This window comes from Azospirillum sp. A1-3 (assembly GCF_023806445.1).
Lineage (GTDB): Bacteria > Pseudomonadota > Alphaproteobacteria > Azospirillales > Azospirillaceae > Azospirillum.
This window is the reverse complement of record NZ_JAMSLU010000002.1, coordinates 691,969-714,608: the sequence shown is the minus strand read 5'-3', so window position 1 is coordinate 714,608 and position 22,640 is coordinate 691,969. Positions and strand designations below refer to the sequence as shown.

Annotated in this window: 28 protein-coding genes and 1 pseudogene; 16 read left to right on the top strand and 13 right to left on the bottom strand. The window is 65.3% G+C overall.

Going from position 1 to position 22,640, the window contains the following annotated elements; translation table 11 throughout:
• Nucleotides 1-465: 465 nt before the first annotated feature.
• Complete coding sequence (locus M5E06_RS16695) at nucleotides 466-849, bottom strand: DUF1801 domain-containing protein (RefSeq protein WP_252139125.1); 384 nt, start codon at nucleotides 847-849, stop codon at nucleotides 466-468.
• 163 nt (nucleotides 850-1,012) lie between these two features.
• The gene (locus M5E06_RS35875; RefSeq protein WP_353654335.1) at nucleotides 1,013-1,186 is read right to left on the bottom strand and encodes a transposase; all 174 of its coding nucleotides are present in this window, start codon (nucleotides 1,184-1,186) and stop codon (nucleotides 1,013-1,015) included.
• Between the two features lie 254 nt (nucleotides 1,187-1,440).
• Between M5E06_RS35875 and M5E06_RS16690 the strand changes: the two genes are divergently transcribed.
• The 6 genes from M5E06_RS16690 to M5E06_RS16665 all read left to right on the top strand — a co-directional run bounded on the left by M5E06_RS16690 (nucleotide 1,441) and on the right by M5E06_RS16665 (nucleotide 5,179).
• Entirely contained in the window at nucleotides 1,441-1,932 is a 492-nt protein-coding gene (locus tag M5E06_RS16690) for a hypothetical protein (RefSeq protein ID WP_252139124.1), read from the top strand.
• Nucleotides 1,933-2,124: 192 nt separating this feature from the next.
• Nucleotides 2,125-2,541 (top strand): Fic family protein, encoded by a 417-nt coding sequence (locus tag M5E06_RS16685; protein ID WP_252139123.1) that lies wholly within the window; start codon nucleotides 2,125-2,127, stop codon nucleotides 2,539-2,541.
• A 177-nt stretch (nucleotides 2,542-2,718) separates the two neighbouring features.
• Complete coding sequence (locus tag M5E06_RS16680) at nucleotides 2,719-2,970, top strand: hypothetical protein (protein WP_252139122.1); 252 nt, start codon at nucleotides 2,719-2,721, stop codon at nucleotides 2,968-2,970.
• A 238-nt stretch (nucleotides 2,971-3,208) separates the two neighbouring features.
• On the top strand, nucleotides 3,209-4,291 hold the full coding sequence (locus M5E06_RS16675; protein WP_252139121.1) for an IS5 family transposase: 1,083 nt from the start codon (nucleotides 3,209-3,211) through the stop codon (nucleotides 4,289-4,291).
• Nucleotides 4,288-4,614 carry a hypothetical protein gene (locus M5E06_RS16670; protein WP_252139120.1) on the top strand — a complete coding sequence of 109 codons (327 nt, stop codon included), beginning with the start codon at nucleotides 4,288-4,290 and terminating at the stop codon, nucleotides 4,612-4,614. Before M5E06_RS16675 ends, M5E06_RS16670 begins: the two co-directional genes overlap by 4 nt.
• Nucleotides 4,615-4,873: 259 nt before the next feature.
• On the top strand, nucleotides 4,874-5,179 hold the full coding sequence (locus M5E06_RS16665) for a DUF4282 domain-containing protein (RefSeq protein ID WP_252139119.1): 306 nt from the start codon (nucleotides 4,874-4,876) through the stop codon (nucleotides 5,177-5,179).
• A gap of 415 nt (nucleotides 5,180-5,594) precedes the next feature.
• On the opposite strand, the gene M5E06_RS16660 is transcribed toward M5E06_RS16665, so the two are convergent.
• The gene (locus tag M5E06_RS16660) at nucleotides 5,595-5,873 is read right to left on the bottom strand and encodes a transposase (RefSeq protein WP_252139118.1); all 279 of its coding nucleotides are present in this window, start codon (nucleotides 5,871-5,873) and stop codon (nucleotides 5,595-5,597) included.
• Between the two features lie 195 nt (nucleotides 5,874-6,068).
• Between M5E06_RS16660 and M5E06_RS16655 the strand changes: the two genes are divergently transcribed.
• Nucleotides 6,069-8,123, top strand: coding sequence for a M48 family metallopeptidase (locus tag M5E06_RS16655; protein ID WP_252139117.1), 2,055 nt, complete (start codon nucleotides 6,069-6,071; stop codon nucleotides 8,121-8,123).
• Nucleotides 8,124-8,330: 207 nt separating this feature from the next.
• On the opposite strand, the gene M5E06_RS16650 is transcribed toward M5E06_RS16655, so the two are convergent.
• From M5E06_RS16650 to M5E06_RS16620, 7 genes are read right to left on the bottom strand one after another with little or no spacing between them, the layout of a single operon-like run.
• Nucleotides 8,331-9,095 (bottom strand): maleate cis-trans isomerase family protein, encoded by a 765-nt coding sequence (locus M5E06_RS16650; protein WP_286208824.1) that lies wholly within the window; start codon nucleotides 9,093-9,095, stop codon nucleotides 8,331-8,333.
• 12 nt (nucleotides 9,096-9,107) lie between these two features.
• Entirely contained in the window at nucleotides 9,108-10,478 is a 1,371-nt protein-coding gene (locus M5E06_RS16645) for an MFS transporter (RefSeq protein WP_252139116.1), read from the bottom strand.
• On the bottom strand, nucleotides 10,475-11,629 hold the full coding sequence (locus tag M5E06_RS16640; RefSeq protein WP_252139115.1) for an FAD-dependent monooxygenase: 1,155 nt from the start codon (nucleotides 11,627-11,629) through the stop codon (nucleotides 10,475-10,477). Before M5E06_RS16640 ends, M5E06_RS16645 begins: the two co-directional genes overlap by 4 nt.
• Complete coding sequence (locus M5E06_RS16635; protein WP_252139114.1) at nucleotides 11,626-12,108, bottom strand: acyl-CoA thioesterase; 483 nt, start codon at nucleotides 12,106-12,108, stop codon at nucleotides 11,626-11,628. Before M5E06_RS16635 ends, M5E06_RS16640 begins: the two co-directional genes overlap by 4 nt.
• Entirely contained in the window at nucleotides 12,105-13,784 is a 1,680-nt protein-coding gene (locus M5E06_RS16630; protein ID WP_252139113.1) for an AMP-binding protein, read from the bottom strand. Before M5E06_RS16630 ends, M5E06_RS16635 begins: the two co-directional genes overlap by 4 nt.
• Nucleotides 13,785-13,823: 39 nt before the next feature.
• Nucleotides 13,824-14,696, bottom strand: a complete 873-nt coding sequence (locus M5E06_RS16625) for a VOC family protein (RefSeq protein ID WP_252139112.1) — start codon at nucleotides 14,694-14,696, stop codon at nucleotides 13,824-13,826.
• Nucleotides 14,697-14,730: 34 nt separating this feature from the next.
• Nucleotides 14,731-16,017, bottom strand: a complete 1,287-nt coding sequence (locus tag M5E06_RS16620; RefSeq protein WP_252139111.1) for an alpha/beta fold hydrolase — start codon at nucleotides 16,015-16,017, stop codon at nucleotides 14,731-14,733.
• Nucleotides 16,018-16,334: 317 nt separating this feature from the next.
• Here M5E06_RS16620 and M5E06_RS16615 point away from each other — a divergent pair, with 317 nt between their 5' ends.
• The gene (locus tag M5E06_RS16615) at nucleotides 16,335-17,048 is read left to right on the top strand and encodes a TetR/AcrR family transcriptional regulator (RefSeq protein WP_252139110.1); all 714 of its coding nucleotides are present in this window, start codon (nucleotides 16,335-16,337) and stop codon (nucleotides 17,046-17,048) included.
• Nucleotides 17,049-17,115: 67 nt separating this feature from the next.
• Here M5E06_RS16615 and M5E06_RS16610 read toward each other — a convergent pair whose 3' ends face one another.
• Both M5E06_RS16610 and M5E06_RS36065 read right to left on the bottom strand, forming a co-directional pair.
• Nucleotides 17,116-17,502 carry a DDE-type integrase/transposase/recombinase gene (locus M5E06_RS16610; protein ID WP_502801993.1) on the bottom strand — a complete coding sequence of 129 codons (387 nt, stop codon included), beginning with the start codon at nucleotides 17,500-17,502 and terminating at the stop codon, nucleotides 17,116-17,118.
• Nucleotides 17,457-17,819, bottom strand: coding sequence for a DDE-type integrase/transposase/recombinase (locus M5E06_RS36065; protein WP_502801994.1), 363 nt, complete (start codon nucleotides 17,817-17,819; stop codon nucleotides 17,457-17,459). Before M5E06_RS36065 ends, M5E06_RS16610 begins: the two co-directional genes overlap by 46 nt.
• Here M5E06_RS36065 and M5E06_RS16605 point away from each other — a divergent pair.
• The 4 genes and pseudogenes from M5E06_RS16605 to M5E06_RS16590 form a co-directional block, all read left to right on the top strand.
• Nucleotides 17,766-17,906: pseudogene (locus tag M5E06_RS16605) on the top strand (IS6 family transposase); the annotation flags it as partial. The gene M5E06_RS36065 and the pseudogene M5E06_RS16605 sit on opposite strands and share 54 nt — an antisense overlap.
• Nucleotides 17,907-18,107: 201 nt before the next feature.
• Complete coding sequence (locus M5E06_RS16600; RefSeq protein WP_252139109.1) at nucleotides 18,108-18,371, top strand: cytochrome b; 264 nt, start codon at nucleotides 18,108-18,110, stop codon at nucleotides 18,369-18,371.
• Complete coding sequence (locus M5E06_RS16595) at nucleotides 18,371-18,700, top strand: cytochrome b (protein WP_252139108.1); 330 nt, start codon at nucleotides 18,371-18,373, stop codon at nucleotides 18,698-18,700. The genes M5E06_RS16600 and M5E06_RS16595 overlap by 1 nt, the downstream gene beginning before the upstream one ends.
• Nucleotide 18,701: 1 nt before the next feature.
• Nucleotides 18,702-19,988: an IS701 family transposase gene (locus tag M5E06_RS16590; protein ID WP_252139107.1), complete on the top strand. Its 1,287-nt coding sequence runs from the start codon at nucleotides 18,702-18,704 to the stop codon at nucleotides 19,986-19,988.
• Nucleotides 19,989-20,003: 15 nt separating this feature from the next.
• On the opposite strand, the gene M5E06_RS16585 is transcribed toward M5E06_RS16590, so the two are convergent.
• A complete protein-coding gene (locus tag M5E06_RS16585) occupies nucleotides 20,004-20,258 on the bottom strand; it encodes a hypothetical protein (protein WP_252139106.1) in 255 nt (84 codons plus the stop codon).
• A 737-nt stretch (nucleotides 20,259-20,995) separates the two neighbouring features.
• On the opposite strand from M5E06_RS16585, the gene M5E06_RS16580 reads away from it, so the two are divergent.
• The 4 genes from M5E06_RS16580 to M5E06_RS16565 all read left to right on the top strand — a co-directional run bounded on the left by M5E06_RS16580 (nucleotide 20,996) and on the right by M5E06_RS16565 (nucleotide 22,627).
• A complete protein-coding gene (locus tag M5E06_RS16580) occupies nucleotides 20,996-21,382 on the top strand; it encodes a hypothetical protein (RefSeq protein ID WP_252139105.1) in 387 nt (128 codons plus the stop codon).
• Between the two features lie 104 nt (nucleotides 21,383-21,486).
• The gene (locus M5E06_RS16575; protein WP_252139104.1) at nucleotides 21,487-21,624 is read left to right on the top strand and encodes a hypothetical protein; all 138 of its coding nucleotides are present in this window, start codon (nucleotides 21,487-21,489) and stop codon (nucleotides 21,622-21,624) included.
• Between the two features lie 41 nt (nucleotides 21,625-21,665).
• Nucleotides 21,666-22,202, top strand: coding sequence for a hypothetical protein (locus tag M5E06_RS16570; protein WP_252139103.1), 537 nt, complete (start codon nucleotides 21,666-21,668; stop codon nucleotides 22,200-22,202).
• A complete protein-coding gene (locus M5E06_RS16565; RefSeq protein WP_252139102.1) occupies nucleotides 22,199-22,627 on the top strand; it encodes a DUF1924 domain-containing protein in 429 nt (142 codons plus the stop codon). Before M5E06_RS16570 ends, M5E06_RS16565 begins: the two co-directional genes overlap by 4 nt.
• The last annotated feature ends 13 nt before the right edge of the window (nucleotides 22,628-22,640 follow it).

The window sequence follows — 22,640 nt, the reverse complement described above, 5'->3', positions numbered from 1 at the left end:
ACGAGCGGCGCGGTACTCGGAAGCGGGGATGAGGTGGCGGCGCAGTTGAAAATGGCTGTGGATCAGGCCGTGGGTGGAAAGAAACCGGGCCTCCCAGTCGCGCACCGCCTCATAGGAAAAGACCAAGCCACGCAGGAGCAGGAAATCGGCGCGATCGCGCAGGCTCAGTTTGATTCAAAGCCGCCACAGCACGATTAGGAAGACGACATTGGAGGGCAGTTACAGGCGGTTCAGCACCGAGCCGGTACGCTCGTTGAAACCGCGCCCAGACTGCCGGCAGCGGAAGCGGCGGTCGCAGTGGGCCGTCCGATCCGAACGCTCTGTCGTCGCGGTCGAAGAGCAGTGTGGGCAGCGCATCGGTCACCCCCAATGGAGAGATGATCCTCTATGTCAGCCCCGCGCCGTCAAACAAGTTGGCGCAAAGGCTGACAGAACCCTCAAAAACATCCACTGCGAACATCTTCGTCAACGGGCGCGCGCGACAGCCGAGTTCATAGTCGCCGCCTCCTGAAAGAGATCTTGTAAAGCTCTTTCATCAAGATCATCTCCTTCCATGAGATCGACCGCACGCCTTACTCCCGTGAAACTAGCGTTGAAGAGCCTGTGCTTATCCTGGAGCAAGCTTCCTTTGGGGAATGTAAGCTTGACCTTGTCTTTGTATGTCTCACCCGTGCAGATGATGCCGGTATGCGACCATGTGGGCACGCCGAGAGGGTTGGTCGGCTTGCGCCACTTCACATCCTCAACGACATCCGGAACGGCGTCCCTAATCAGCTGACGGATGCGGGTGAGGAGTGCCCCACGCCAATCGGGAAGGCTGGCGATCTTTGCGTCGACGGCTTCTGACATTTTGGTCATCCTTACGGTTGAAGCGGACGTGGTTTGCACCAAGTGCGGTCCTGGTGCCGCGCCAGCATACAGTAGCCGACGACGCTTGAGCTGATGTGGTGGACGGCCCTTCCACTTTCCTGAATCGATGGCAAGCTACGAACGCCTTGCTCTGTCGATAGCTTTAGGCGGAAATACCAAGCAGAACAAGGCGGTTGACGTTGTAGACGACGCCTCCGAGCAACGCCTGAGACCGTTGCGTGAGGTCTGTGCGGGCAGATAGAGCCTCACCCCACCTCCGCTTTGCGACGGACATGACGGTTTCCACCAGCCACCTCAGCGCGTACCAGTTCACCATGTCGGTCGAGGATCAGCTCTGGCTGCTGCATGGTCAACAGTCGTCCGACAGCTTGCAAGTCGATTCCCTTCGGCCGCCCGAACAGCGCGCGGCATAGGATCGGGATTGCCGCGGACAGACCGCGCTGTCCAGGGCTGGGCCAGCGTGAAAGTCTTTGAGGACGACGTTCAATTCTTGAAGTTTTCGCAGGATCGTGAAGATTTCCGCAGACGGCCCGCCGGTCGCGAAGCCTTTTGCGATCCCAGGAACCCAGCATGCCAGACACCTTGCGCGAAGGCGAGCGCTACACCGGGCTCATGGGGTTCGTCACCCGCTTCGATCTGCCGTCGCCCAAGCCGAGCGTCATCTCGATCCTCGGCAGCGGTCAACGGCGGCAGGTCGTCGAGGCGTACCGCACCATCGAGCGCTACCTTGCGTCCTACGACTACGGCAACACGCCGGAGATGGAACTGAAGTTCGCCCTCCGCTACAAGACGACGGACCTCGCGATCCTGCGGCTGGCCTTCGAGAGCATGGCGACGGCGGACCTTGAGGCGTGGATCCGCAGCGAGCCGAACGGGACCTTCTCGCCCGGCGCGCTTGGTTCTTCCACGAGTGGCTCACCGGCGCGCAGTTCGATCTCCCCGACGCCGGCGATACGCCAGCAACTGCTGCCGGACAAGCACACCGTGCTACCAGGCGAACCTTCGCGGCGCCACCGCGTCACCGACAACCTGCCCGGCCCCCCCGCCCTCGATCTGCGGTGATCCGCCGGACGCCGCAGATCGAGGCGCTGCCCCGGTCGGGCATCCGGGAGGAAGTCGCAACTCTGGTCCGCGGCTGCGACCCGCAGCTCCTGGACCGCGATCAACTATCTCTACACCAAGGAAACCAAGGAGGCCTTCGCCATTGAGGGGGAGGCCGCAAGTGGCACGAAGGCCGAGCGTTTCATCGAAGCATTGCGGACGGTCCGCAACTTCGATCCGGCCAGCGAGAGGGACCAGACCCGGCTGCAAAACGTCATCGTCGATCACCGCTATGCGGCGGCCGGGTGGCGCGATTTCCAGAACTTCGTCGGCGAATCCTCGACTGGGTACCGGGAGATCACCCACTTCATCTTCCGCAAGCCTGAAGACGTGCGCTCCCTCATGGCAGGCTTTGCGGAGCTGGTCGCGCGGCTGAAGGGGGCTGAGATCGACCCCGTCCTGGCCGCCGCCGCGATCGCCTTTCTCTTCGTGTTCATCCACCCGTTTGAAGACGGTAACGGAGGCATCCACCGCGACCTGAGCCACCACACGCTGGACGAAGCCGGCTTCACCCCGCCAGGCATCCTGTTCTCAGTCTCGGCGGCCATCGTGCGCAACCAAGCGGCCTAGGACGCGTCGCTAGAACGATTCTCACGTACGATCACACCGCACATCGACTGGGAGTGGGGGGCCGGCGCATCCGAGGACGGTCCTGCCGTCGTCGTCCAGAACCGGACCGACCACCTCTACCGCTACTTCGATGCCACGCCGTAGGCCGAGTATCTGTACGGCTGTGTCATCGATACCGTGCCGCGCGACTTCAAGGAGGAGGTCCTCTTCGTCGAGATCTTCGACTACGCGATGCAGGGGGAGATGGACCATATCGACATGCCCAACCGGAAGGCGGGGCAACTGGTGCGGCTGGTGATGCAGAACAACCGGATTGGCAAGGAGAAGCGACTCAAGCTCTTCTCAGAGATGTCGGATGCGGAGATTGATGATCTGGCGCGAATCGTGCACGTCGCCAGCGCCCCGCCCTCCGACGAGGACGACGCCTGAACGCCCATCAGGCCGCCGGTCTGGAGTTGGAGTCCGGACGTCCGAGGTCGAGCATCTGGTTCGATTCCGTTGCAATGCTTGACGGTCGGCGCGGAAAGTCGTGGCGTCGGCGTCGTCAGGCGGCCACACCGAACAGACGGGCGATGAAGGTCGCCTAGCAGGCTGCTGAAAAACACCCTTCCCGGCGCGGCATGGTTGTGATTCGCTTTCCTTGCGGTGGTCAGGTGAGGTCACGGGTATGCGCGGACGGCAGTCGCATCAGGGCGGGATGTTCAGCTACGTGTCTCTGGAGGAGCGGGTTCCGGCCAAGCATCCGTTGCGGGCGATCCGGGCAGTGGTCGATGAGGTGCTGGCCGGCATGGATACGGCGTTCGCCGGACTTTACGCCAGCACCGGGCGGCCGTCGATCCCGCCCGAACAGGTGCTCAAGGCGCTGCTGCTGCAAGCCTTTTACTCGATCCGCTCGGAGCGTCAGCTCGCCGAGCAGATTGACTTCAATCTGCTGTTCCGCTGGTTCGTCGGCCTGGGCGTGGACGATCCGGCCTGGCACCCGACAGTGTTCACCAAGAACCGCGACCGCCTGCTCGCCGGCGACGTGGCCGGCACTTTCCTCGGTGCCGTGGTGGCGCACGCCAAGGTCAAAGGCTTGCTGTCGGACGAGCACTTCTCGGTGGACGGGACGTTGATCGAAGCCTGGGCCAGCGTGAAGAGTTTCCGTCCGAAGGACGGGAGCGACGAGCCACCGGGGCCCGGACGCAACGGCGAACGGAACTTCCACGGCGAGCGGCGCAGCAACGACACGCACACCAGTCTGACCGATCCCGAAGCCAAGCTGTTCCGCAAGGGGCGCGGCAAGGAGGCCAAGCTCAGCTTCATGGGGCACGTGCTAATGGAGAACCGCAACGGCCTGGTGGTTGGAGCGACGCTCACGCAGGCCAGCGGCACCGCCGAGCGGAGCGCCGCGCTCGACCTGATCGGCGCCATGGAAGGCCGGCACCGTATCACGGTGGGCGCCGACAAGGGCTACGACACGGCGGATTTCGTCGCCGACCTACGGTCACTGAAGGCGACGCCGCACGTGGCGCAGAACATCTCCGGGCGGCGTTCGCGTATCGACGCGCGCACCACCCGGCATTCCGGCTACGAGGTGAGCCAACGCTGCCGCAAGCGCATCGAGGAGGTATTCGGCTGGATCAAGACGGTGGCCGGTCATCGCAAGAGCCGCTTCCGCGGCACCGCCCGGGTGGGCTGGGCCTTTACCTTCGCCACGGCAGCCTACAACCTGATCCGGCTGCCCAAGCTGCTGGCTACGGCGCCATGACGGCGGCGCGACGCTGCAAGGTGCTCGGCAAGTGGCGCCTCATCGAAGCCGACCAGTGGGACCGTGCATATCTCGATCTGGTCGAGCCGGCCTACATCCGCTTCGACGTCGACGGCCGCGGCGAGATGGTGTTCGGCGCCCTTCAAGCCGGCCTGGAGTGCGAGACTGGCGTCAGCACCATCTTCTTCGATTTCGAGGGCAGCGACGAGATGACACCTATCCGCGGCACCGGCACGGTCGAATTGGCCGAGGATGGGAGCCTCGAGGTTGAAATCAGCATCCACCACGGCGACGAGATCCAGCTCAAGGCTCACCGCTGGTAGTTTTTCAGCAGCCTGCTAGGCGGCCATGTTGCTGGCGGGAATGGCGGCGACCTGCCCCTTGCGCACCATCGCTAAGACGCCGGTCCACACGTCTACCGGAGAGCAGAAGGCAGTCAAGCGGACTGCGACATAATGTCTATATTGCACCGATGATTATCTCGCCCAGAATAACCTCGGATCTGACGACGACCAGAATAATAACAGGTTTTTCCGCAAAACCTTCACCAACAAAAATAGTTTTTTAACAGGAGACCTCAAGGTGATTAAGATTTTCTCCAACCATCTTTCCTTTGATCGCATGATCGCAATTCCAGTTATCAAGGTTCTCTACTGGATTGGCCTGATTGGAGGCGCCGTTGGGGGCGTTGTTTCGGCTATCGGTGGACTCGGCATGATGCGTTGGGATGCGGCGGCAGGAGTTGGCACCTTCATCGTCACCTTGGCCGGAACCGCTTTCGGTTTGCTGATGTGGCGCGTGGCCTGCGAAGGCATGATCGTCGTTTTCGGTATTCACGAACGGCTGGGCCACGTGAAGGACGCGCTGAGCCGGCAGGCGTCTGCGTAAAATGGCAATGCCTAGAGCAGTTTGACAGGCATCTGAATCGAGGGATTCCCACAAACGTCAGCGTGTTGCACGGAGGTGGCGGATGTCAGGCTTCGCCCTTATCCTGCCATTGCTCAGGCAAGGCGGACAGACTCCGGGCGTCCGAGATGAGCATGCGATTGAGGGCGAGCACGCCGATGAAGACCTCGTTGGCCTGAGCCTGATCGGTGAGAAGCGCAGGCCGTCGCCAAGGACCTGCTTCCAGCGTCCGATCTGGTCCTCGACACGAACTCTGTGATTGCAGCTGCTGGTCCGTTGCCAAGCCAGGCGACCGCTTTCGATAATGGCCTGGACGTGGTGATCACGCGGCGTGGGGGCGGTATCAGCCCTGTCGCTGAGAACGGCGTCGGTCCGTGGGGGCGCCACCACCACGGCCTCAGGTTGACGGGCGTGCACCGCCGCGTAGACCCCCAGCCCGGTCATAGGTGCCGTCACCGGTGAGCCCGCTCACCGGGGCCGTGACTTGGTCGAGCAGGGGCCCGACCACCGCTGCGTCATCGACCATGCGGTCGGTCAGCGTCGCCGCCACGATCCGGCCGGTGGAGGCATAAACGCCAACGTGCAGCTTCTTCCAAGACCGCCGCTTACGAGTTCCGTGCTTTTCGATCAACCACTCCCCCTGGCCGGCAAATTTCAACCCGGTGCTGTCGACCATCAGATGGACCTACCCCTTCCGGGTGGCTGGCCCCGCTTCGCGCATTGCGCGATCCTCCCGCACGATTCATCGAAAAATGGGGGGTCAGGCGTGTCGGACACAATCGCTTCCGGTGGTACGGCTGGCACCGTCCGGCGTGCTTTTCGTTTTCCTCTATGGGCTCTTCGCGCCGTCTGGCTTCTGATCGTTCCACTGATGTTTGTGGCGCTCGGGATTACGCAGGAGCAGCGGGCCGCCGCGACGCTCGCCGACTACCGGCAAGCCGGACAGGAATTGCCGGAGGCGCTTGCCCAACTCCAGCGGATCGAAGCGAACAATCCGTCGGCCTTCGTGACCATGGGCGGACCGGATGGCCGCCGCATGCCGGTCTCGATGGCCATTGCCGGGGTCCGCAACGTCATCGACACAATGGACGAGGGCACCGAGGTTTCACTGATCCGCTACCCGTTGAGCTGGGGCACGATGGCCGGCGGCCTGCTGGCCTTCCTTGCCGGGCTCACCGGGGTGCTGGCGGCACGGGTCGCGGCGCTGCGGGCGCAGCGGTCGCGCGACGCCCTGGTCCGGAACTTCGACCGCTTGAGGCGGGGCCTGCCCTTCGCGCTCGCCGCCGTGCTCGTCGGCCTCAGCATTGCCAGTGTTTCGGCTTCGCTTTTCGAAGCGGCGAGCCTGTGGTTCTGGGACCATCTGTCGACCGGCAGCATGAAACTCTTCGCCGCTGCCGTGACGCTCGCGGCACTCGCCGCCTACAGTGCCGTGATGGCGGTGATCGCACTGCGCCGGGTCTTCGACCTCTACACCATGGAACCGCTCGACATCCGTGGGTTGGTGGTGAGCCGGGACGAGGCGCCCGGCCTCTGGCGTTTCGTCGAGGACTTGGCGGTCCGGCACGAGGCGCTGATGCCGGACAGCATTCTGATCGGCCTGACCGAGGGCTTCTTCGTTACCGAGGCGCCGGTCCGGCCGCTCGGCGGAGAGCGGGTGCTGCAGGGCCGTACCCTTCATTTGCCGGCTCCTTGCCTGCCGCTGCTCGGCGAGACCGAACTCGCGGCGGTCATCGGGCATGAACTGGCCCATTTCTCGGGCGGGGATACCACCTACAGCCGCCGCTTCGCCCCGATCCATGCCGGATTGTGGCGGACCCTGACCGCGCTCGGCGAGCGTTCCGGCACCGGCGGTTTCGTGCTCACCCCCGCTCTGCATCTCGGCTTCCACACGCTGGAGAGTTTCGACCTCGCGGTCGCCCAACACAGGCGGCAGCGCGAGCTGGAGGCTGACCGCCGGGCCAGTCTGGTCAGTGGTACGGAGAGCGTTCCCCTTGCCCTGCTTCGCAGCGCGGCACTGGCGCCGGCCATCGTTGGGACGCTGAATGATGCCTTCTCCGCCCCGGAAACGTCCGGGCCAGATCTGATGGCCGAAATCCAGCGGCGCGTCGAAGGCGGTCTCCCCGATCCCGCTGCGTATCTGGAAGAGTGCCAGCCACATCCGACCGACAGCCATCCGCCGACCACCCTGCGGATCAGCACCCTTGGCGTCCGGCTCGACGAGCGCCTGCTGGCCCGCGCCGCTCGCGGACCGGTTGCGGAAGACACCAGCCTGCCGCATCGGCTGTTCGCCGACTGGAGCGGGATTTGTCAGGCTCTGACGGCGGCGTTCCTCGACGAGGCGCGGGAGGCACATCGGCTGGACCGGGCGGAGCTAGAGGCCGCCGCCGCAGCCGTTCCGGAGGAGCACACGATGCTCTACGAGAACGGCAGGCCGATGATCTGGGCCATGGCCTTCATCGCGGCAATGTTCGTCGCCTTTGCCATCGGCACCATCTTCTTCGGGCAGTCACTCGGCATCGGCAACGATCCGGGGACGACGGCCTTCGTTGGAGCGGTGACGGCCCTCGGTGTCTGCATCGCTTTGGCCTACGCGGCCTGGGTCCGCCATAAGACGAAGGCGCCACTGATGACATTGACCCCCGACGCGCTGGTGTCGGCCCGGCTGCGGGAGGCAATCGCCTGGACCGATGTGGCGGGGATGCAGGTGACGGCATCGCGCCGGCTGGCGCTGGTGCTGGCTCTGCATGAGGAGGCGCCTCTGCCCAACCGGATCGGCTTTTCCATTTACAACAAGGTGAACCGTCGCAAGCGGATCGTGGTGCTCGAGGCAATGGGGATCCGCGGGATGAAGGCCGCTGACTTCGAGGCCCTGGTGAGCCGCTACCTCACCGCCGCCTATGCCCGCCGCCGGCTCGCCGGCAGTTGATGCGGTGAGTGGCATCTTTCGACGAGCGGGCAGAAAGTGCGTGCGCCGCCTGCCGGTAAGCTTTGCAACAGAGCCGTTTCGATCACCTCCAGAGTGGACGTTATCCTCTACGTCCGCCTTGCGTCGCCGAACAAGATGACGGGAAGGCTGACAGAACATTCAGTCGGAATCTACACAGTAACAACAAATTGACGTTGTCCTTGGCAGTCAGCCCCAGACTGGTCCGCCTTCCTCCAGCAACGCCCCGGCGCCAGGAACCGCGGGGATTAGACCAAGACGGGTGAGCATGCCGTACACAGTGCAGACCGCCGTGGAGACTGTCGGGATGCCCAGCATCTCCTCAATGGGGCGGATTGCCGGAAGGGACGGCATCTGCACGCAGGCCGAGGCGACTACGACGTCCGCCCCAGCCGTCTTCAACGAACGCACGTCCTCGACCAGCCGCATGGGGTCTCGGCGGCCGACCTCCAGGTTGTCGGCGATCTCGAAACACCGCCAGTCGATCACCTCGATCCCTTCATGCTCGATGTAAGCCACCACCAGTTCGGTCAGGGGACGGGTGTAGGGTGCCATCAGGGCGATGCGGCGCGCGCCTAGCGCCTTCAGCCCATCGATCAGCGCGCCGGCCGAAGTCATCACCGGTGCTGTGCAATGGTTCGCGCGTGCGACTTCGGCCAGTTCCTGCTCCACAGTGCGGTGGTGGCCGAAGCCCATCGCCATGATGGCGACGAGGCAGGCCGTGCTCATCACGTCGACGCGGGCGTCGGCAAGTTCGGCGGCACAGCGCAGGCTTTCACGGTTCATCGCCTCCAACTCCTCCTTCACCACCCGATGCATGCGCATCCGGCTGGAATGGAAAGTGAAGCGTTCCGGCAGCACCGCCTCGCGGGCGCGCAGCATGGCCGGGATTTCGGTTTCCATGGTCGTGTTGGAACTGGGCACGATCTGCCCGATGCGGTAGGTCCGGGTCATGGTGCGGACTCCTCAGGTGCGGGATCGGGCAGGTTGCGGAGGCAGTGCGCCGGAAACGCTGCCGGCCGTGCGCGGTAGCCGGCCAAGCGCCCAGAGCAGCAGGTTGCCGGCCAGCGCGATCAGGCACGGAATGGCGGCTACCACCAGAAGGTCCGCGGTGGACCAGTTCAGCCGCATCAGTTCCCCGCCGATGACCGGCCCAAAGATCGACCCCAGCCGGCCGATGCCAAGCGCCCAGCCCGCACCGGTCGAGCGAACCGGTGTCGGGTAGAAGGCGGCGGCGAGCGCGTTCAGCGCGGACTGTCCCCCCAAGATGCAGAAGCCGGCCACCGCGATTACCACGCCCGCAATCCCCAGTGAGCCAGAGACCTGTCCGATCAGCGCCACGCCGAGTGCGCCGGCCAGCAGATTGATCGCCAGCGTCGGGCCGAAGCCGTGCCGGTCGACCAGCCAGCCGAGCAGCAGGTTGCCGACCAGTCCGCCGACCCAGAAGATCGTTCCCACCAGCACCGCTGCGGAAGCGGGATGGCCGGCCTCCGTCATGATCACGGGCAGCCAGTTGGCGAGGAAATAGGCGGCAAGCAGGTTCATGAAGTTCAGCAGCCACAGCAGCGGCGTCGCCACCGCCATCGCGCCGCGGAACAGCTCCAGGATCGGCGCACCACGCGCCGGACGGTCGGCCGCAGCCAGGATCGTGTCGTCGCGCATGGCCAGGCCCGGCTCGATCCGGGCAAGCCAGCGTCGCACCTGCTCCAGGTTCCGCCCCCTCACCGTCAGGTATTGAAGGGATTCCGGCAGCAGGGCGAGCATCGCCACGCCCAACAGCAGCGGGGCGGCTGCACCGGCGAGGAACACCGCATGCCAGCCATGGGCCGGGATGAGCAGGCCGGCGACGACCCCGCCCACGGCTCCGCCGAGGATGAAGCCGGATGAGGCGACCATCATCAGGGTGATACGCACCCGCACCGGGCTGAACTCCCCGGCCAGAGCCACAGCGTTCGGAACGATCGCACCCATGCACAGGCCCGTCAGGAAGCGCATCCATCGCAACTCCTCGACGCTGGTAGCCTGCGAGGTCGCGAAACTGGTGAGTGCCAGGCATAGCATGGCGGCGATCAGCACCGGGCGGCGGCCGAACCGGTCGGCGATCATGCCCATGACCAGAGCACCCAGGGTCATGCCCAGCAACGCCGCGCCGAATACGGTGCCGAGGTCCGCCTTCTGGATACCCCAGTCGCTGATGATCGCTGGCGCCACATAGCCCATTGCCTGGACGTCGAAACCGTCGACGATCATGCAAAAGGTGCAGAGCGCGACGACGCGCAATTGCAGGCCGCCCAGCCGGCTGCGCCCGATGACGTCGGAAACGCTGACCGTGTTCATGCCGTCCTCCCCAGGGGTTCGTCGTTGTTCTGCGCCTCGTAGGCGGCGGTGAAGTGCGGATCGCGGCGGCGCAAATCCTCGTGGCTGACCTGCCCGGTGCGCCGCATGTAGTCGTAGGCGAAGCCGATGGGGTCGAGGTGGAGCTTGCCGGCAACCGTCTCGTACCAGTCCAGGCTGCGCGCGGCAGCTCCCTGGAAGCTGGAGGAAGACCGGCGGCGCTGCGCTTCGAAGGCGGTGAAGGCGGCGGGCAGGTCGCCCGGATGGTCGACGATCCCACGATGAAGTGCGATAGCGTCCTGCATGGCCATGCGGGTGCCGGACCCCAGCGAGAAATGCACGGTGCGCAGCGCGTCGCCCAGAAGCACGACGTTTCGGTGGTGCCAGTGTTCGTTGCGCACGATGTTCGCCTCGAACCAGTGCGACCGGTTGGTCAGCAATGGGTTACTGCCAAGGTCGGCACGGAATATTTCGGCGCAGGCGCGGCTGCTCTCCTCCTCGCTCATCCGGTCGAAGCCAGCGCGCAGCCACGTCTCCGGATCGACCTCGACCAGAAAGGTGCTGAACTCCGGGCTGTACTGGTAGCTGTGGGCGATGAAAACGCCTGCCGAGGTTTCGCGGAAGATCAGCGAGACGGGATGGAAGCGCTGGCGCGTACCGTACCAGGCGAACTTGTTGCGTCGCTGTTCGAAGCTGGGGCGGAACTGTTCGGCGTAGTGCAGGCGCACCGCGCTGTTGGCGCCGTCGGCGCCAACCAGCAGGTCGGCGTCACGCGCCAGCGCGTCGATGTCCGTGATGCGCTCGCCATGCCGGATCTCCACCCCCACCCGCCGGCAGGCGTGCTCCAGCGCTTCGAGCATGGCGAGCCGGGCGGTGCGGGAGAAGTGATTGCCGTGGATCTGCACGCGGGTATCGCGGTGCACGATCTCCATATAGTCGCAGCACTCGTGCCCGGCGGTGAATTCGGCGAAGAAGTCCGGGTCCGCTTCCTTCAGAAAGGAAAGGCCCACGTCGGAAAAGACAACACCCCAGCCGTAGGTGGCGCCTCGCGGGTTCTGTTCGAAGATTTGGATGTCGTGCGCCGGGTCGTGCTTCTTGGCGAGCAGAGCAAAATAAAGGCCGGCCGGGCCGCCCCCGATGATGGTGATCTTCATGCCGGGCCTCCTTCCGCCGCGCAGGCGCCGTGGTAGCGTTCCAGCGCCTGCCGGAATGCCGGGGGGATGTCGATGGAGCGGCGTTCGCCGCGCGCGACGCAGACGGGGGTCAGATGCGCCAGGAACGCGATGTCGCCAGTGAGTGTGCGGGCGCAAATCCGCAGCACGTAGGTCCGGTTCCGGATTTCCGCGACCGTGACGGTCATCTCGAACTCCTCGTCCGGCCGCAGCGACCGGCGGAAATCGAAGTCGAGCGCGCGGGTGGGCGTGCCGAACCCCTGCTCGTCCTTGGCGCGCTGCGGGGTGGTGCCGAACAGGCAGCCGTAGAACAGCTCCGCGGCCGAGATGACGTATTCACTGAAGGTGACGGTGTAGACGACTCCGGCCGGGTCGCACTCCCCCCATTTCACGCGGCGGCGGATCACCAGCGGGGTGGTGCCGACGATGTATTCGGTTGCTGTGAAATCGTTGGGAGTCATGCCGCACCTGCCGTGGTTTCAGCCGCCAACTTGTCGGCGATCAGTGTCTTCAGCGCCGGCTTGTCCAGCTTGCCGACGCGGGTGAGGGGGAACTCGTCCAGCACTTCGACGCGCTCCGGGCATTTGTATTTCGCAAGCCCGCAACCGGTCAGGAAGGCACCCAACTCCTGCACGTTCGGAGCCGGCATGCCTGGCCGCGTGACGATGAAGATGCAGCCCTTCTCGCCATAGAGCGGATCGGGCATGGCGACCAGTTTGGCGTCGGCGACGCTGGGATGGCGGCTGACATAGGCCTCCACTTCTTCGCAGCCGATCTTCTCGCCACCGCGGTTGACGTTGTCGCGCAGGCGCCCTTCGAAGGCGTAGCAGGTCTGCCCATTCACGACATGGGCCGTCATGATGTCGCCCGTGCGGTAGAAGCCGTCGGACGTGAAAGCCCCGGCGTTCGCCGTCGGGTTGTCGAGGTAGCCGCGCAGGCTGGACGGGCCACGGAAGCACAGCTCGCCCATCTGGCCCATCTGGCCGGGCGGCACCGGGGTCTCGGTCCCCGGTTCGAGCAGCCGGATCTCGTCGAACGGACAGCCGGAGGTGCCCTGCGTGCGGTGCCGCCGCTCCGTCTGGGCGTCCGCCGGCGAACCGAGAAGCAACCCTTCGGTGATGCCGTAAAGGTTCGAGCAGGGCACGCCGATGTGCTCCTCCAGCTTGTCGGCGCGGCTCATCGTCGCGAACAGGCGGAGGGAGGACAGGTCGTGCCGCCGGATGTCCGGATAGCCCATCAGTTGCGGTGCGATGGGGCCGACCGACAATGCGTGGGTGACGCTGTGCGCTTCGATCAGCTCCAGCATGCGCCGGATGTCGACCCTCGGCATCAGGACGACGGTCGCCCCGCCGAGCATCATCGGCATCAGCGCATAAACCTGAGCGGCATTGTGCAGCAGGGGCAGCGACCACAAAATGCGGCTGTCCGCCGTCATCCCGTAGAGCCCCATCAGGTGCCGCACATGACCCAGATATTCGGCATGGAAGCGCGGAATGATCTTGGGCAGTCCGGTCGTGCCGCCGGACAGCTGGAAGGTCAGGACGTCTTGTGGACCGAAGGGCAAGCCGGCCAGCCGGGCGCGCGCGGTTTCCGCCGGAACGGCGGCGATCAGATCCTCCAGCGCCAGTCCGGCGGACCTCCCGCCCCGCGCAACCACGAGATGTTGCAGGCCGGGGTGCCGTTCCATTATGGACACGGCAAAACCGGCGAGGTCGAAGCGGCTGAAGTCTGCCTGGACGAAGTAGCCGCGGGCGCCGCTCTGCCGGGCCAGCTCGCCGATCTCCACCTCGCGGTGCTGCGGTAGCGTGCAGACGGGGACGATTCCCGCCTTGAAGCAGGCGGCGAGCGCGATTACCGTCTCGATCGTCGTGCCCATCTGGAATATCGCGCGGTCGCCGGCGGCAAGGCCCAGCGCCAGCAGCGCCGCGGCCAACCGCTCGCTCGCCCCGTCCAGTTCGGCGAAGGTCACGGTCCGCTCGTCGCTGATCAGAGCCGGCTTGTCAGGATGGCGGGCTGCGGTGGCGCGTAGCACGTCCCCGACGGTGGAAGGGATCCAGGCCCCGTCGGCAAGGTATCGTTCGGCCTGATCGGCCGGCGTATAGACGACTCCGCTTATGGGATTGCGGATTCCTGTCATCTCTGTCCTCCCCTATATGCCTTTTAATTTGCAAGCCGGCTAAGCAGCGGGGGCGATGACGACGCGGTCGCGGTCGAAGATTTCGATCCGACCGCAGATGCCGCCGGTGAAAAGTCCGTACCAGACCGCCGGCTTCAGCCCGAGCGCACGACGCTGGAACTCGACCGGCCCAGCGGCATCGATGCGGTCGTGGATGTCCAGCGCGGTGACGGTGCAGTCGTCGCGCCCGCGGGCAGCGCGGGTCAGGCTGGCGAATTCCTCCAGCCGCGGCACGAAGATGCTGACCGCCGCGTGACCGCCGTCCGGATTGAGCAACGTGGACTTGCGTGCCCAGATCTCGTCAATGGCGATGACGCGCCGGCCTTCGGCGGATGCTGCGTCCTCCGCGTCCATGGCGGCCCGCAGGGTCAGTGCGGCGTCGGTGGAATCGATGGCGTTCAGCGGCCGCAGCTTGCGCGTGATTTCCACGAAATAGCCGTTGGGATCGCGCACGTAGATGGACTCGATCACTTCGTGCGTGGTCTCCACCGAGACTGTCAGACCTTCGGCTTCTAGGCGCCGCTTCCAGCCCTTCAGTTCCTCCTCACTGTCGACAAGCCAGGCGGTGTGGGTCGCGTCGAAGACGTGATCGTCCGGGAGTGGTGGCATCGCTGCGCGCCCCACCAGCGCCTCCGGTTGGTCGGACCCGAGATAATAGAAGAAGGCGATCGTGCTGCCGTTGCCGCTGTCGAAGAAGAAATGCAGGAAGTCGGGATGGGTGGCCGGGCCCCAACCGCGCGCCGAGATGACATGGACGAGCGGCAGGCCCAGCTTGTCGCGGTAGAACTCCACGGTTTCGCGCAGTTTCCAGGTCGGGCGGGCGGTATGGTCCACGCCGCGCAGGCGGAGCCGCGTCGCGGGTTGTTCAAGCATGCTGGTCTCCTTGAAATCCTATCGTTCGTGGCGCTCAGCCGCCGAAATGGTCGCGCAGCCAGTCGCCGACCGCCCGGCCGGCGGCGTAGCGCCCCGGCTCCTCTTCCGGGATCAGTGCCCGACCGTGGTGGTCGCCGCGGATGCGCAGATGGGTCTTGTGTCGTGTGGAGAAGCCGTCGAACAGAGCCGCGGTAGTCGACGGGAAGGTCGAGACGTCGCCGGTGTACTCGACCAGCAGCAACGGCTGTTCGATGGCCGGCGCGGTCTTGTATAGGGCGGCGTTGGATGACAGGCCTGACCACGTCGACAGCCACGCCTCCGGCGAGCAGACGCGGGCAAAGCCGACCGCGCCGTAGTTGGAGGCGAAGGGATCCCGCCCCCACAGCGTGCCGTAGCCGCGGTCGGAAGGATCGAGGCTCAAATCGAAGCAACGCAGGTCGGCGTCGGTCCGCCAGACGGTCATCAGCGGCGTGTGGGCGCCGCGCCGCCGGTCGTCAACGCTGCCGGTTTCCTTGGCGCGCTTGCGCGCCGCCAGCCTTGCCGCGATCAGGGCACGCGCCCGCTCGTCCAGGCGCGCGATCCGGGCCTGCTGGGCGGAGCGGTAGCGCTCGACGAAGTCCGGGGCATAGCGGGACTGTCCCGGAGGCTCCGCGAAGCCGTTCGCCGGGCTGAAGGGGTCGAGGGCGGGCTCCACCGACAGCGCGTCGTCCTCGTCGGTCACCGACGGGTCGATGCAGCCCATCAGCAGCATGCCCTGGCCGGGGTGAGGAGCGACCAGCACCAGCCCGTCCGCCACCGGCATGTCAAGTGACGCGAGGTTGGTCGGCCGGCCGCCGGGCGTGCGGGCGATCCGCCGCTCCGGCTCCAGCTGAGACTGCTGCATGTAGAAGGCGTAGAGACTGCCGCCGCCGGAGTTGCCGAGCAGGACGATGCGGCGGAAGCCCTGGGCGCGCAGGAAGGACAGCCCAGCGGCGACGTCGAACAGAGCCGTCTCGTGCTCCAGCCGGCTGTCGTTGCCGACGGAGCGGGGCGACTGGGACCAAGCCGCGAATCCGGCCTCTACAATATCCGGTACAAGGTAATGGCAGGCCATGAACTCCCGGGGATGCATGATGCACACGACCGTGTCGCTGCGCCCGCGGACATAAAGCGTGCCCCCCGTAGCCGCCCGGTCGGCCGTGCGTAGCGCCACGTTGCGCGTCACCGTGCCGTCGGGAAGGTCGCGGGGATTCCAATCGGTGTTGAGAAATCCCGCCGTCGCCGCCTGATCCGCAGCCTGATGTGCAGCAGGCGTGGGTATGCCCGAAACCGGCATGTCCATCGTCTCCCTTTCGAGGGGCGGCGCGATCCGCCCGTATGTTGGTCTTGAGGCAGGCTGGCAGGGCTATTCAATGATGCTGCCTGCCCTGCATATTTGACATCGTGCCGAATAATTGACGGAACCGTCAATAGGTGGAAATTCCTGTCAAGCCGCGATTTGTCGCACCTAAGCTGTGGTCATTGCCGTTCAGCACAAGTTTTTCAAAGACTTCGATGCCAACGGGTGTCGAAAGGCACGTCTGTCAACGCTTCAAAAATTTGACGTGCGCGTCAAAACCTCCCATCCTGCGGCATGGAGATACCGGGTAGGAGGACGGGGTGGGCAGAACATCGGCCAAAGCGGAAACCGGCCGGAAGGCGCTGCTGCGCCAGAGCGTGCTCGACGCGGCGGCGAAGCTGTTCGCCGAACGCGGCTTCGCGGGCACCAGCTTCCAGGACGTCGCCGACGCGCTGAATGTCGGGCGCACCGCGCTCTACTACTACTTCAAAAGCAAGGAGGAGGTGCTGGCTTCGCTGGTGGAGGAAGTCACCGTCGTCAGCGATCGGCAATCCGCCATGCTCTCAGCCCGCACCGACGACGATCCGGTCGAAGTGCTGCGCTCCATGGTGAGCGGCCATGTGGAGCTTCTCCTCTCGCATGCCCTCCAGTTCCGGGTCGTCGATCGGACCGAGGTGGAACTGCCGCCCGACCTGCGCGCAGTGCACGAGCGATCCAAGCGGGCCGTGCTCGATCATTTCACGGCGCAAATCGCACGAGGGATACAGCAGGGCGTGTTCCGTCCCGTCGACGCCCGCGTCGCCGCTTTCGCGCTGATCGGCATGTGCAGCTGGACGACGTGGTGGTTTCATGAGGGCGGGCGCAAGACGGCCAGGGAGGTCGCTGGGATTTTAGCGGATCTGGCAGTGCACGGCCTATTGCGGTCGGACGATCAGCGCAAGACGTCCGGCGATCCCGGCGATCTATTTCGCCAGTTGCACGAGAATCTGGATTGCCTGGAAATCCTATACAAGCGGCGGGAAGCGGGAGCCTGAAGGGGTTCCGTCGGCTTTGTCACGGCAACTGAGTCGGCAAGTAGAACTTGCGAACTTCGCAACTGGTTCACGTTGAGGCGGTCGCGGCCTGCCAGTCGGCCACGGCCTGCGCCCGGAAGGTGCGCAGGGTACGGCGGGAGACCAGGTGGCGCTGGAGGTTGAAGGTGTTGTAGACGGCGGCATGTAGACAGACGAAGCGCTGGGCGGAACGCGTTGACTTGAACTGCTGCATCTTGCGCTCTCGTCGCCGCACCGGCTGGTGTGAGACCTCGACGCGGTTGTTTGTTTGCCGCCCCTGTTCATGGTGGGTGGTCAGACCGCATTGGGGGAAGGCGGCCCCGTAGGACTGGAGCTTTTCGGTGGTGACCTGTGTGGGCGCGAAACCGTGCTTCTTCAGCAGTTTACGCATCAGCTTGCGGGTTGCAGACTTATCGTGCCGGCGCTGGACGAGCACCTCCAACACCTCGCCTTGTCATCGACAGCCCGCCACAAGTACATCAGCTTTCCGCTGACCCTGATCACCATCTCGTCCAGATACCAGCGCGGGCTGGGCTTGGGCCGGAGACGCCGCAGGTTGCCGGCGATGGCCAGCGGAATGCCGTACTCCTCCACCCCGAGCTGGAGCTTGATACCGCGGATCTTTTTGCCGCCGTCCACGCCGCGGGCGTTGTCACGGGAACGGTGGCAGGGCACCCGTGGCGGCATTATCTTGCTCGGATGTTGCCGCTCTCGTATGCCCGCCATCAGTTCCCGCCCGCGATCATCCAGCATGCAAACTGGCTTTATCTCCGCTTCACGCATAGTTATCGGGATGTCGAGGAACTGCTGGCCGAACGCGGCGTGGAGGTGTCCTACGACTGGCCGCCGGTGAACTCCGCTCTCGCGCCAATTTGTGCGCCAAAGTTATCGACGGCGCCATTCGTCCACGCATCCGAGCGTGTGGCAATCGGTCCTGCTCCTCGGTCAATGCATGGATGTTAATGTTGTGGGTGCTGCCTCTGCTCCAAGTCGTCCGGGTTTCGACCAAGCCCGCGCCTATCCGCCGAACGGACCGTCACGATGGAGGTCGTCATGCAAGCGCAGCCAACGCAATCCTACGATTCCGTCGCCAAGTTGCTCCACTGGCTGATGGAGGTCGTGTTCGCGGCCCTGTTCGTCCTCGGGTTCGTCATGACCGAGGTGCCCAAGGGGCCGGAGCGCTATGCTCTCTACGATGTACACGAGATCATCGGCATGATCGCCCTGGTGTTGGCCGTCGCGCGGCTCGCCTGGCGCCTCATGCATCCCGCGCCAACCCCATCGGGCCCGAAGGCTCCTGGCTGATGACAGGCGCCAAGATGGCCCATGGCACGCTTTATGCGCTGATGTTTGCGGTTCCCATCGTCGGTTGGCTCATGCTGTCGACGGCGGGACACCAAGTGGAACTCGGTGTTGTCACCATCCTGGCGCTGATTGAGAAGAATGAGGCTTCGAAGGAGATCCTGACGAAAGTCCACGAACTTCTCGCCTTCCGCTTCATGGGGCTCCTCACGATCCATGTGGCGGCTGACCTAAAGCACCATTTCGTCGATCGCGACCGGACGTTAGTACTACAGCCGGGATTATCTGCTTTGCTGGCTGTTGAAGGGTTCATCCTACCGGAGGGAGGTTAGGATGACGACAGTGACGGAAGCGGCGAGTTGGGCAAGCGATTTGGAAGCTTTGGCCACCCGGATCGGTCCACGATTTTGCCGGCCCGAGGCGCGCGAGCGGGCACGGCGCTATCTGGCCGGGCTTCTGGCGCCGCTGGAACGCAAGAATGGCTGGCATCTGGCGGAGGCGGCTGGCGACGCCAGCCCTGACAGCGTGCAGGATTTCCTGGCCCGTATGCGTTGGGACGCCGACGCCGTTCGCGACGACTTGCGGGCTTACGTCGTCGAGCATCTGGGTGATCCCGACGCCGTGCTGGTGCTGGACGAAACCGGGTTCCTGAAGAAGGGCGAGCGTTCGGTCGGCGTGCAGCGTCAATACTCCGGCACGGCCGGGCGTATCGAGAACTGCCAGATCGGCGTCTTCCTGGGCTACGCCGGCCGGCACGGCTATGCCCTGATCGACCGAACCTTGTATCTGCCACAGTCCTGGGCCGGTGACGAAGAGCGCCGCCGCACTGCCTGGGTGCCCGAGACGGTCGCGTTCGCTACCAAGCCCAAGCTGGGGCTGACGATGCTGGAGCGGGCGCTGGACGCCGGTGTCCCCTGCGCCTGGGTAGCGGGCGACAGCGTCTACGGCACCGACAGCGCCATCCGGCGCGAACTGGAGCGCCGTCGGGTCGGCTATGTGCTGACCGTCACCAGCGGCCAGCGGCTGTGGCCGGGCACGGTGAGCGACTGGGTGGAAGAGGTGCCGGCCGATGGCTGGCACCGGCTCAGCGCGGGCGATGGCACCAAGGGCCCGCGCTTGTACGATTGGGCCCGCCTGCCGTTCCGCGGTGCGCCCGAGGGCTGGAGCAAAGCCCTGTTGATCCGGCGCCGCCTGGGGGATGGGGAATTGACCTTCTACCTGACCTGTGCGCCGGAAGGCACCGCTCTGGCCGATCTGGTACGGGTGGCAGGCGTGCGCTGGACCATTGAGTCCGCCTTCGAGATGGCCAAGAGCGAGGTCGGGCTCGACCAGTACGAGGTGCGCTCCTGGACCGGCTGGCACCGCCACATCACCTTGGCCATGCTGGCATTCGCCTTCCTCACCGTCCTGCGCAAGGCGGCTATCGGGGGGAGAGGACCTGGTCGACCTGACAGCCGATCTCCTTCCCCTGACCGTGCCGGAAATCCGACGGCTCCTCTACCATCTCGTGGTCAACGCACCACCCAATCAAAGCGCCGTTATCGCTTGGTCACTTTGGCGAAGACGTCACCAGCAACGGGCAAGACGGGCACATTGGAAACGACGCACCCAAACCTATAATGCCCGACTGTAGTACTAGTCAGGATTCTGCCGCAGCGAGTAAACCTTCTGCTCGATTGAGATCTGTCGGGGGCTCCTGTGGCATATCGCGCGGGAGCGATGCGCATCCTCCCGATCGGATTGCGATCGCTGGTTTCGCACAGAGAGTTCCGCCGCGATCTTCGTCAGCCTCGCCAACGTCTCAGCGGCCCCGGGCAAATCGGAGAGGGCCGCGACCCGCGCGAACAGGGTCAGATCAATCTTGGATCGGGTCCAGAACAGACGGTCCATGGCCTGCTCCGTCTCGGCGAGCCACCGGCAGTACGCCTCATACTGGTTCACGCGGCCGGCTTGATCGCCGCCTGTCGAACCGGCCCTCGCGCGAGTTCGATGTGGCACGGGAAGATCCGTAAGACCAGGAAGCTGTCCCTCAGGTAATCGACGGACGCCAGGTGGAGCGGCTCGGAGAACGGCCTACGCAACTCGAGCCATTGGTGCCGGGCTTCGGCGCTCATGCCCCACAAGGACAGGACCGCTCCCGCCAGCTAGAGGTAATCCGCCCGCTGGCAACCGTTGTCGGAGAGCGGATGCGCTTATACCAGAAGGTTGAAGGATCACCACGAACATCGCGAGCGAAGTCAGGATCAGCATCGGCTGGGTAAGCCAAAGCTAGGCGTTGCCGTTCATGACGCCCTCCGTTCCGCCGTCCGCCCGGATTAACGTCGGCTGTGCCGTGGCGGCTGGGTTGTCTGCGTGTGCCATTCCTCCGTCCAACCCGCGCCCCCCTCCATCGAGGCCGCCGGCCGACGGTACCCAGCGCCCCACTGACGCCATTCCCTAGTGATTTAGCGCGCCGTTCGACCGGATGCCGTGGGCCGCGTCCGCACAGCCCCAAGCACAGGAGTACTCCCCCTGCGTCGCGACCCTGAATGCCAGCTGAACCTGCCGTTCAGGCTCGCTTCAGGCCGCGTGGCGCAGAGTGCCGGTCATGGAGCGCATCGGCGCTCCCCAGCATTGAAGGTGAAGCCATGCTCAAGACCACCGCCCTCGCCGCCCTCGGCCTCCTGACGCTCTCCGGCGCCGCCTCCGCCGGTGACCATCACCACACCCAGGCGCTCCAGCCGAGCAGCCCGCAGGCGCTCATGGACGTGGTTGAGGCGGGCGGCGGCACCCTCACCGGCACGGTCGGCACCGTCGCCGCGAAATCGTTCGTCCTCTCCGACGGGGCGATGGAGATCCCGGTCACCAGCCACCGCTTCCTGCCGGACGGCATCCAGTCCGGCGACCAGATCACCGTGGTCGGAAGCATCCGGCAAGGCGGCATCCGGGCCGACCAGATCATCCGCCAGGACGGCACCTCATTCAGCCGCGACGCGTCCCCGGATCGCCCCCGCCACTACGCCGACAATGACTGACCGCGCCCCCGGGACACGGGTGGGGTGGAACGAGCCCCCACCCGGCGCCGTCCCGGGCATGTCTACCCGTCAACGTCCTATCATCCCCGGCCGGAGCGCCGCCCATGCTGAAAACGATGATGGTCCACACCCCCGCGGCCGTGTTCGTTGTCGGCGCCCTGGCCACCGCCTACCAAGCGACCGTAGACGACCCGTCGAGCGTCGCCGGGCTCTGGGCCGCTGCTGACAACCTGGATGACTGAACCGCGCCTTCCGGCGCGCTCTATCCAAAACGGACACCGCGATGGCCACCCGCAAGCCGACCGCCGCCGAGATGACCGCGTTGCTGGCGTTTCACGCCATCCTCTCTGGCGCGTTTGTCGTCGCCTACCTCATCGGAGACGAGGACACCTACGGCATGCACGTCTTCTCCGGCTACACGGCGCTCACCGCCATCGTGCTGCGCTTGGTGATTGGACTGCTGGCTCCCGCCGGCAGCCCGCTGCGCCTTCCCCGGCCATCGCCCGGTCCGGTGCTGCACCGGGTGAAGCGCCTGGTCAGCGGCGATCCGAAGGCGCGCGCCGAGCGCAGCCCGCCGATCGCCTGGATGGCCGCAGCCCTCCTCGTCGGCGTCGGCTTGGCGGCGGCCTCCGGAGCGGTGGCAGACTTTGTCGTGACGTTCGAGGACCTGCACGAGACCCTCGGCGAGTTCTCCCTGTACATCGTCATCGCCCACGTCGCCCTGGTCTTTGGGCTGCATGGGCTGAAGCGGCTCACGCCCGAGGTCCCATCCCACGGCACCACCCAGCGCTCCACCCTTTCCGATCGGGTGGCTCCATGAGACTGCTCCTCGTCCTTGCCGCCGTTGCGGCTACCACCGCCGGCATCGCCCTGGCGGCCACCGCCGACCCGAACCGCACGAAGATCCTGGACGGCTACGCCGCCGAGGCGAAAAAGGCCGATCCAAGCTTCACCGGCTTCTCCGCCGACCGTGGTCGGGCGCTCTACTTGGGTCCGCACAGCGGCGGCAAGGTGGCCGAAACCCCGGCCTGCGCCAGTTGCCACACCCAGAACCCCGCCGGGCCGGGGCGCCACTACCGCACCGGGCGGGCCATCGAGCCGATGGCGGTTTCGGTCAACCCGAAGCGGCTCACCGATCCGGCTGAGGTCGAGAAGCGCTTCGAGCGCGACTGCGTCAACGTCCTCGGCTGCGCCTGCACCGCCCGCGAGAAGGGCGACTTCATCACCTTCCTGGCCAGCCAATAGAAAGGACGCTCCC

Coding starts and splice junctions, on each gene's coding strand:
- M5E06_RS16565 (WP_252139102.1), top strand. CDS start 22,199: ATGAGACTGCTCCTCGTCCTTGCCGCCGTTGCGGCTACCACCGCCGGC.
- M5E06_RS16645 (WP_252139116.1), bottom strand. CDS start 10,478: ATGAACACGGTCAGCGTTTCCGACGTCATCGGGCGCAGCCGGCTGGGC.
- M5E06_RS16590 (WP_252139107.1), top strand. CDS start 18,702: ATGACGACAGTGACGGAAGCGGCGAGTTGGGCAAGCGATTTGGAAGCT.
- M5E06_RS16600 (WP_252139109.1), top strand. CDS start 18,108: ATGGAGGTCGTCATGCAAGCGCAGCCAACGCAATCCTACGATTCCGTC.
- M5E06_RS16575 (WP_252139104.1), top strand. CDS start 21,487: ATGCTGAAAACGATGATGGTCCACACCCCCGCGGCCGTGTTCGTTGTC.
- M5E06_RS16595 (WP_252139108.1), top strand. CDS start 18,371: ATGACAGGCGCCAAGATGGCCCATGGCACGCTTTATGCGCTGATGTTT.
- M5E06_RS16670 (WP_252139120.1), top strand. CDS start 4,288: ATGACGGCGGCGCGACGCTGCAAGGTGCTCGGCAAGTGGCGCCTCATC.
- M5E06_RS16580 (WP_252139105.1), top strand. CDS start 20,996: ATGCTCAAGACCACCGCCCTCGCCGCCCTCGGCCTCCTGACGCTCTCC.
- M5E06_RS16695 (WP_252139125.1), bottom strand. CDS start 849: ATGTCAGAAGCCGTCGACGCAAAGATCGCCAGCCTTCCCGATTGGCGT.
- M5E06_RS16630 (WP_252139113.1), bottom strand. CDS start 13,784: ATGACAGGAATCCGCAATCCCATAAGCGGAGTCGTCTATACGCCGGCC.
- M5E06_RS16660 (WP_252139118.1), bottom strand. CDS start 5,873: ATGGTCGACAGCACCGGGTTGAAATTTGCCGGCCAGGGGGAGTGGTTG.
- M5E06_RS16675 (WP_252139121.1), top strand. CDS start 3,209: ATGCGCGGACGGCAGTCGCATCAGGGCGGGATGTTCAGCTACGTGTCT.
- M5E06_RS16570 (WP_252139103.1), top strand. CDS start 21,666: ATGGCCACCCGCAAGCCGACCGCCGCCGAGATGACCGCGTTGCTGGCG.
- M5E06_RS16635 (WP_252139114.1), bottom strand. CDS start 12,108: ATGACTCCCAACGATTTCACAGCAACCGAATACATCGTCGGCACCACC.
- M5E06_RS35875 (WP_353654335.1), bottom strand. CDS start 1,186: ATGGTGAACTGGTACGCGCTGAGGTGGCTGGTGGAAACCGTCATGTCC.
- M5E06_RS16620 (WP_252139111.1), bottom strand. CDS start 16,017: ATGGACATGCCGGTTTCGGGCATACCCACGCCTGCTGCACATCAGGCT.
- M5E06_RS16625 (WP_252139112.1), bottom strand. CDS start 14,696: ATGCTTGAACAACCCGCGACGCGGCTCCGCCTGCGCGGCGTGGACCAT.
- M5E06_RS16650 (WP_286208824.1), bottom strand. CDS start 9,095: ATGACCCGGACCTACCGCATCGGGCAGATCGTGCCCAGTTCCAACACG.
- M5E06_RS16640 (WP_252139115.1), bottom strand. CDS start 11,629: ATGAAGATCACCATCATCGGGGGCGGCCCGGCCGGCCTTTATTTTGCT.
- M5E06_RS36065 (WP_502801994.1), bottom strand. CDS start 17,819: ATGCTGGATGATCGCGGGCGGGAACTGATGGCGGGCATACGAGAGCGG.
- M5E06_RS16585 (WP_252139106.1), bottom strand. CDS start 20,258: ATGGACCGTCTGTTCTGGACCCGATCCAAGATTGATCTGACCCTGTTC.
- M5E06_RS16690 (WP_252139124.1), top strand. CDS start 1,441: ATGCCAGACACCTTGCGCGAAGGCGAGCGCTACACCGGGCTCATGGGG.
- M5E06_RS16655 (WP_252139117.1), top strand. CDS start 6,069: ATGTTTGTGGCGCTCGGGATTACGCAGGAGCAGCGGGCCGCCGCGACG.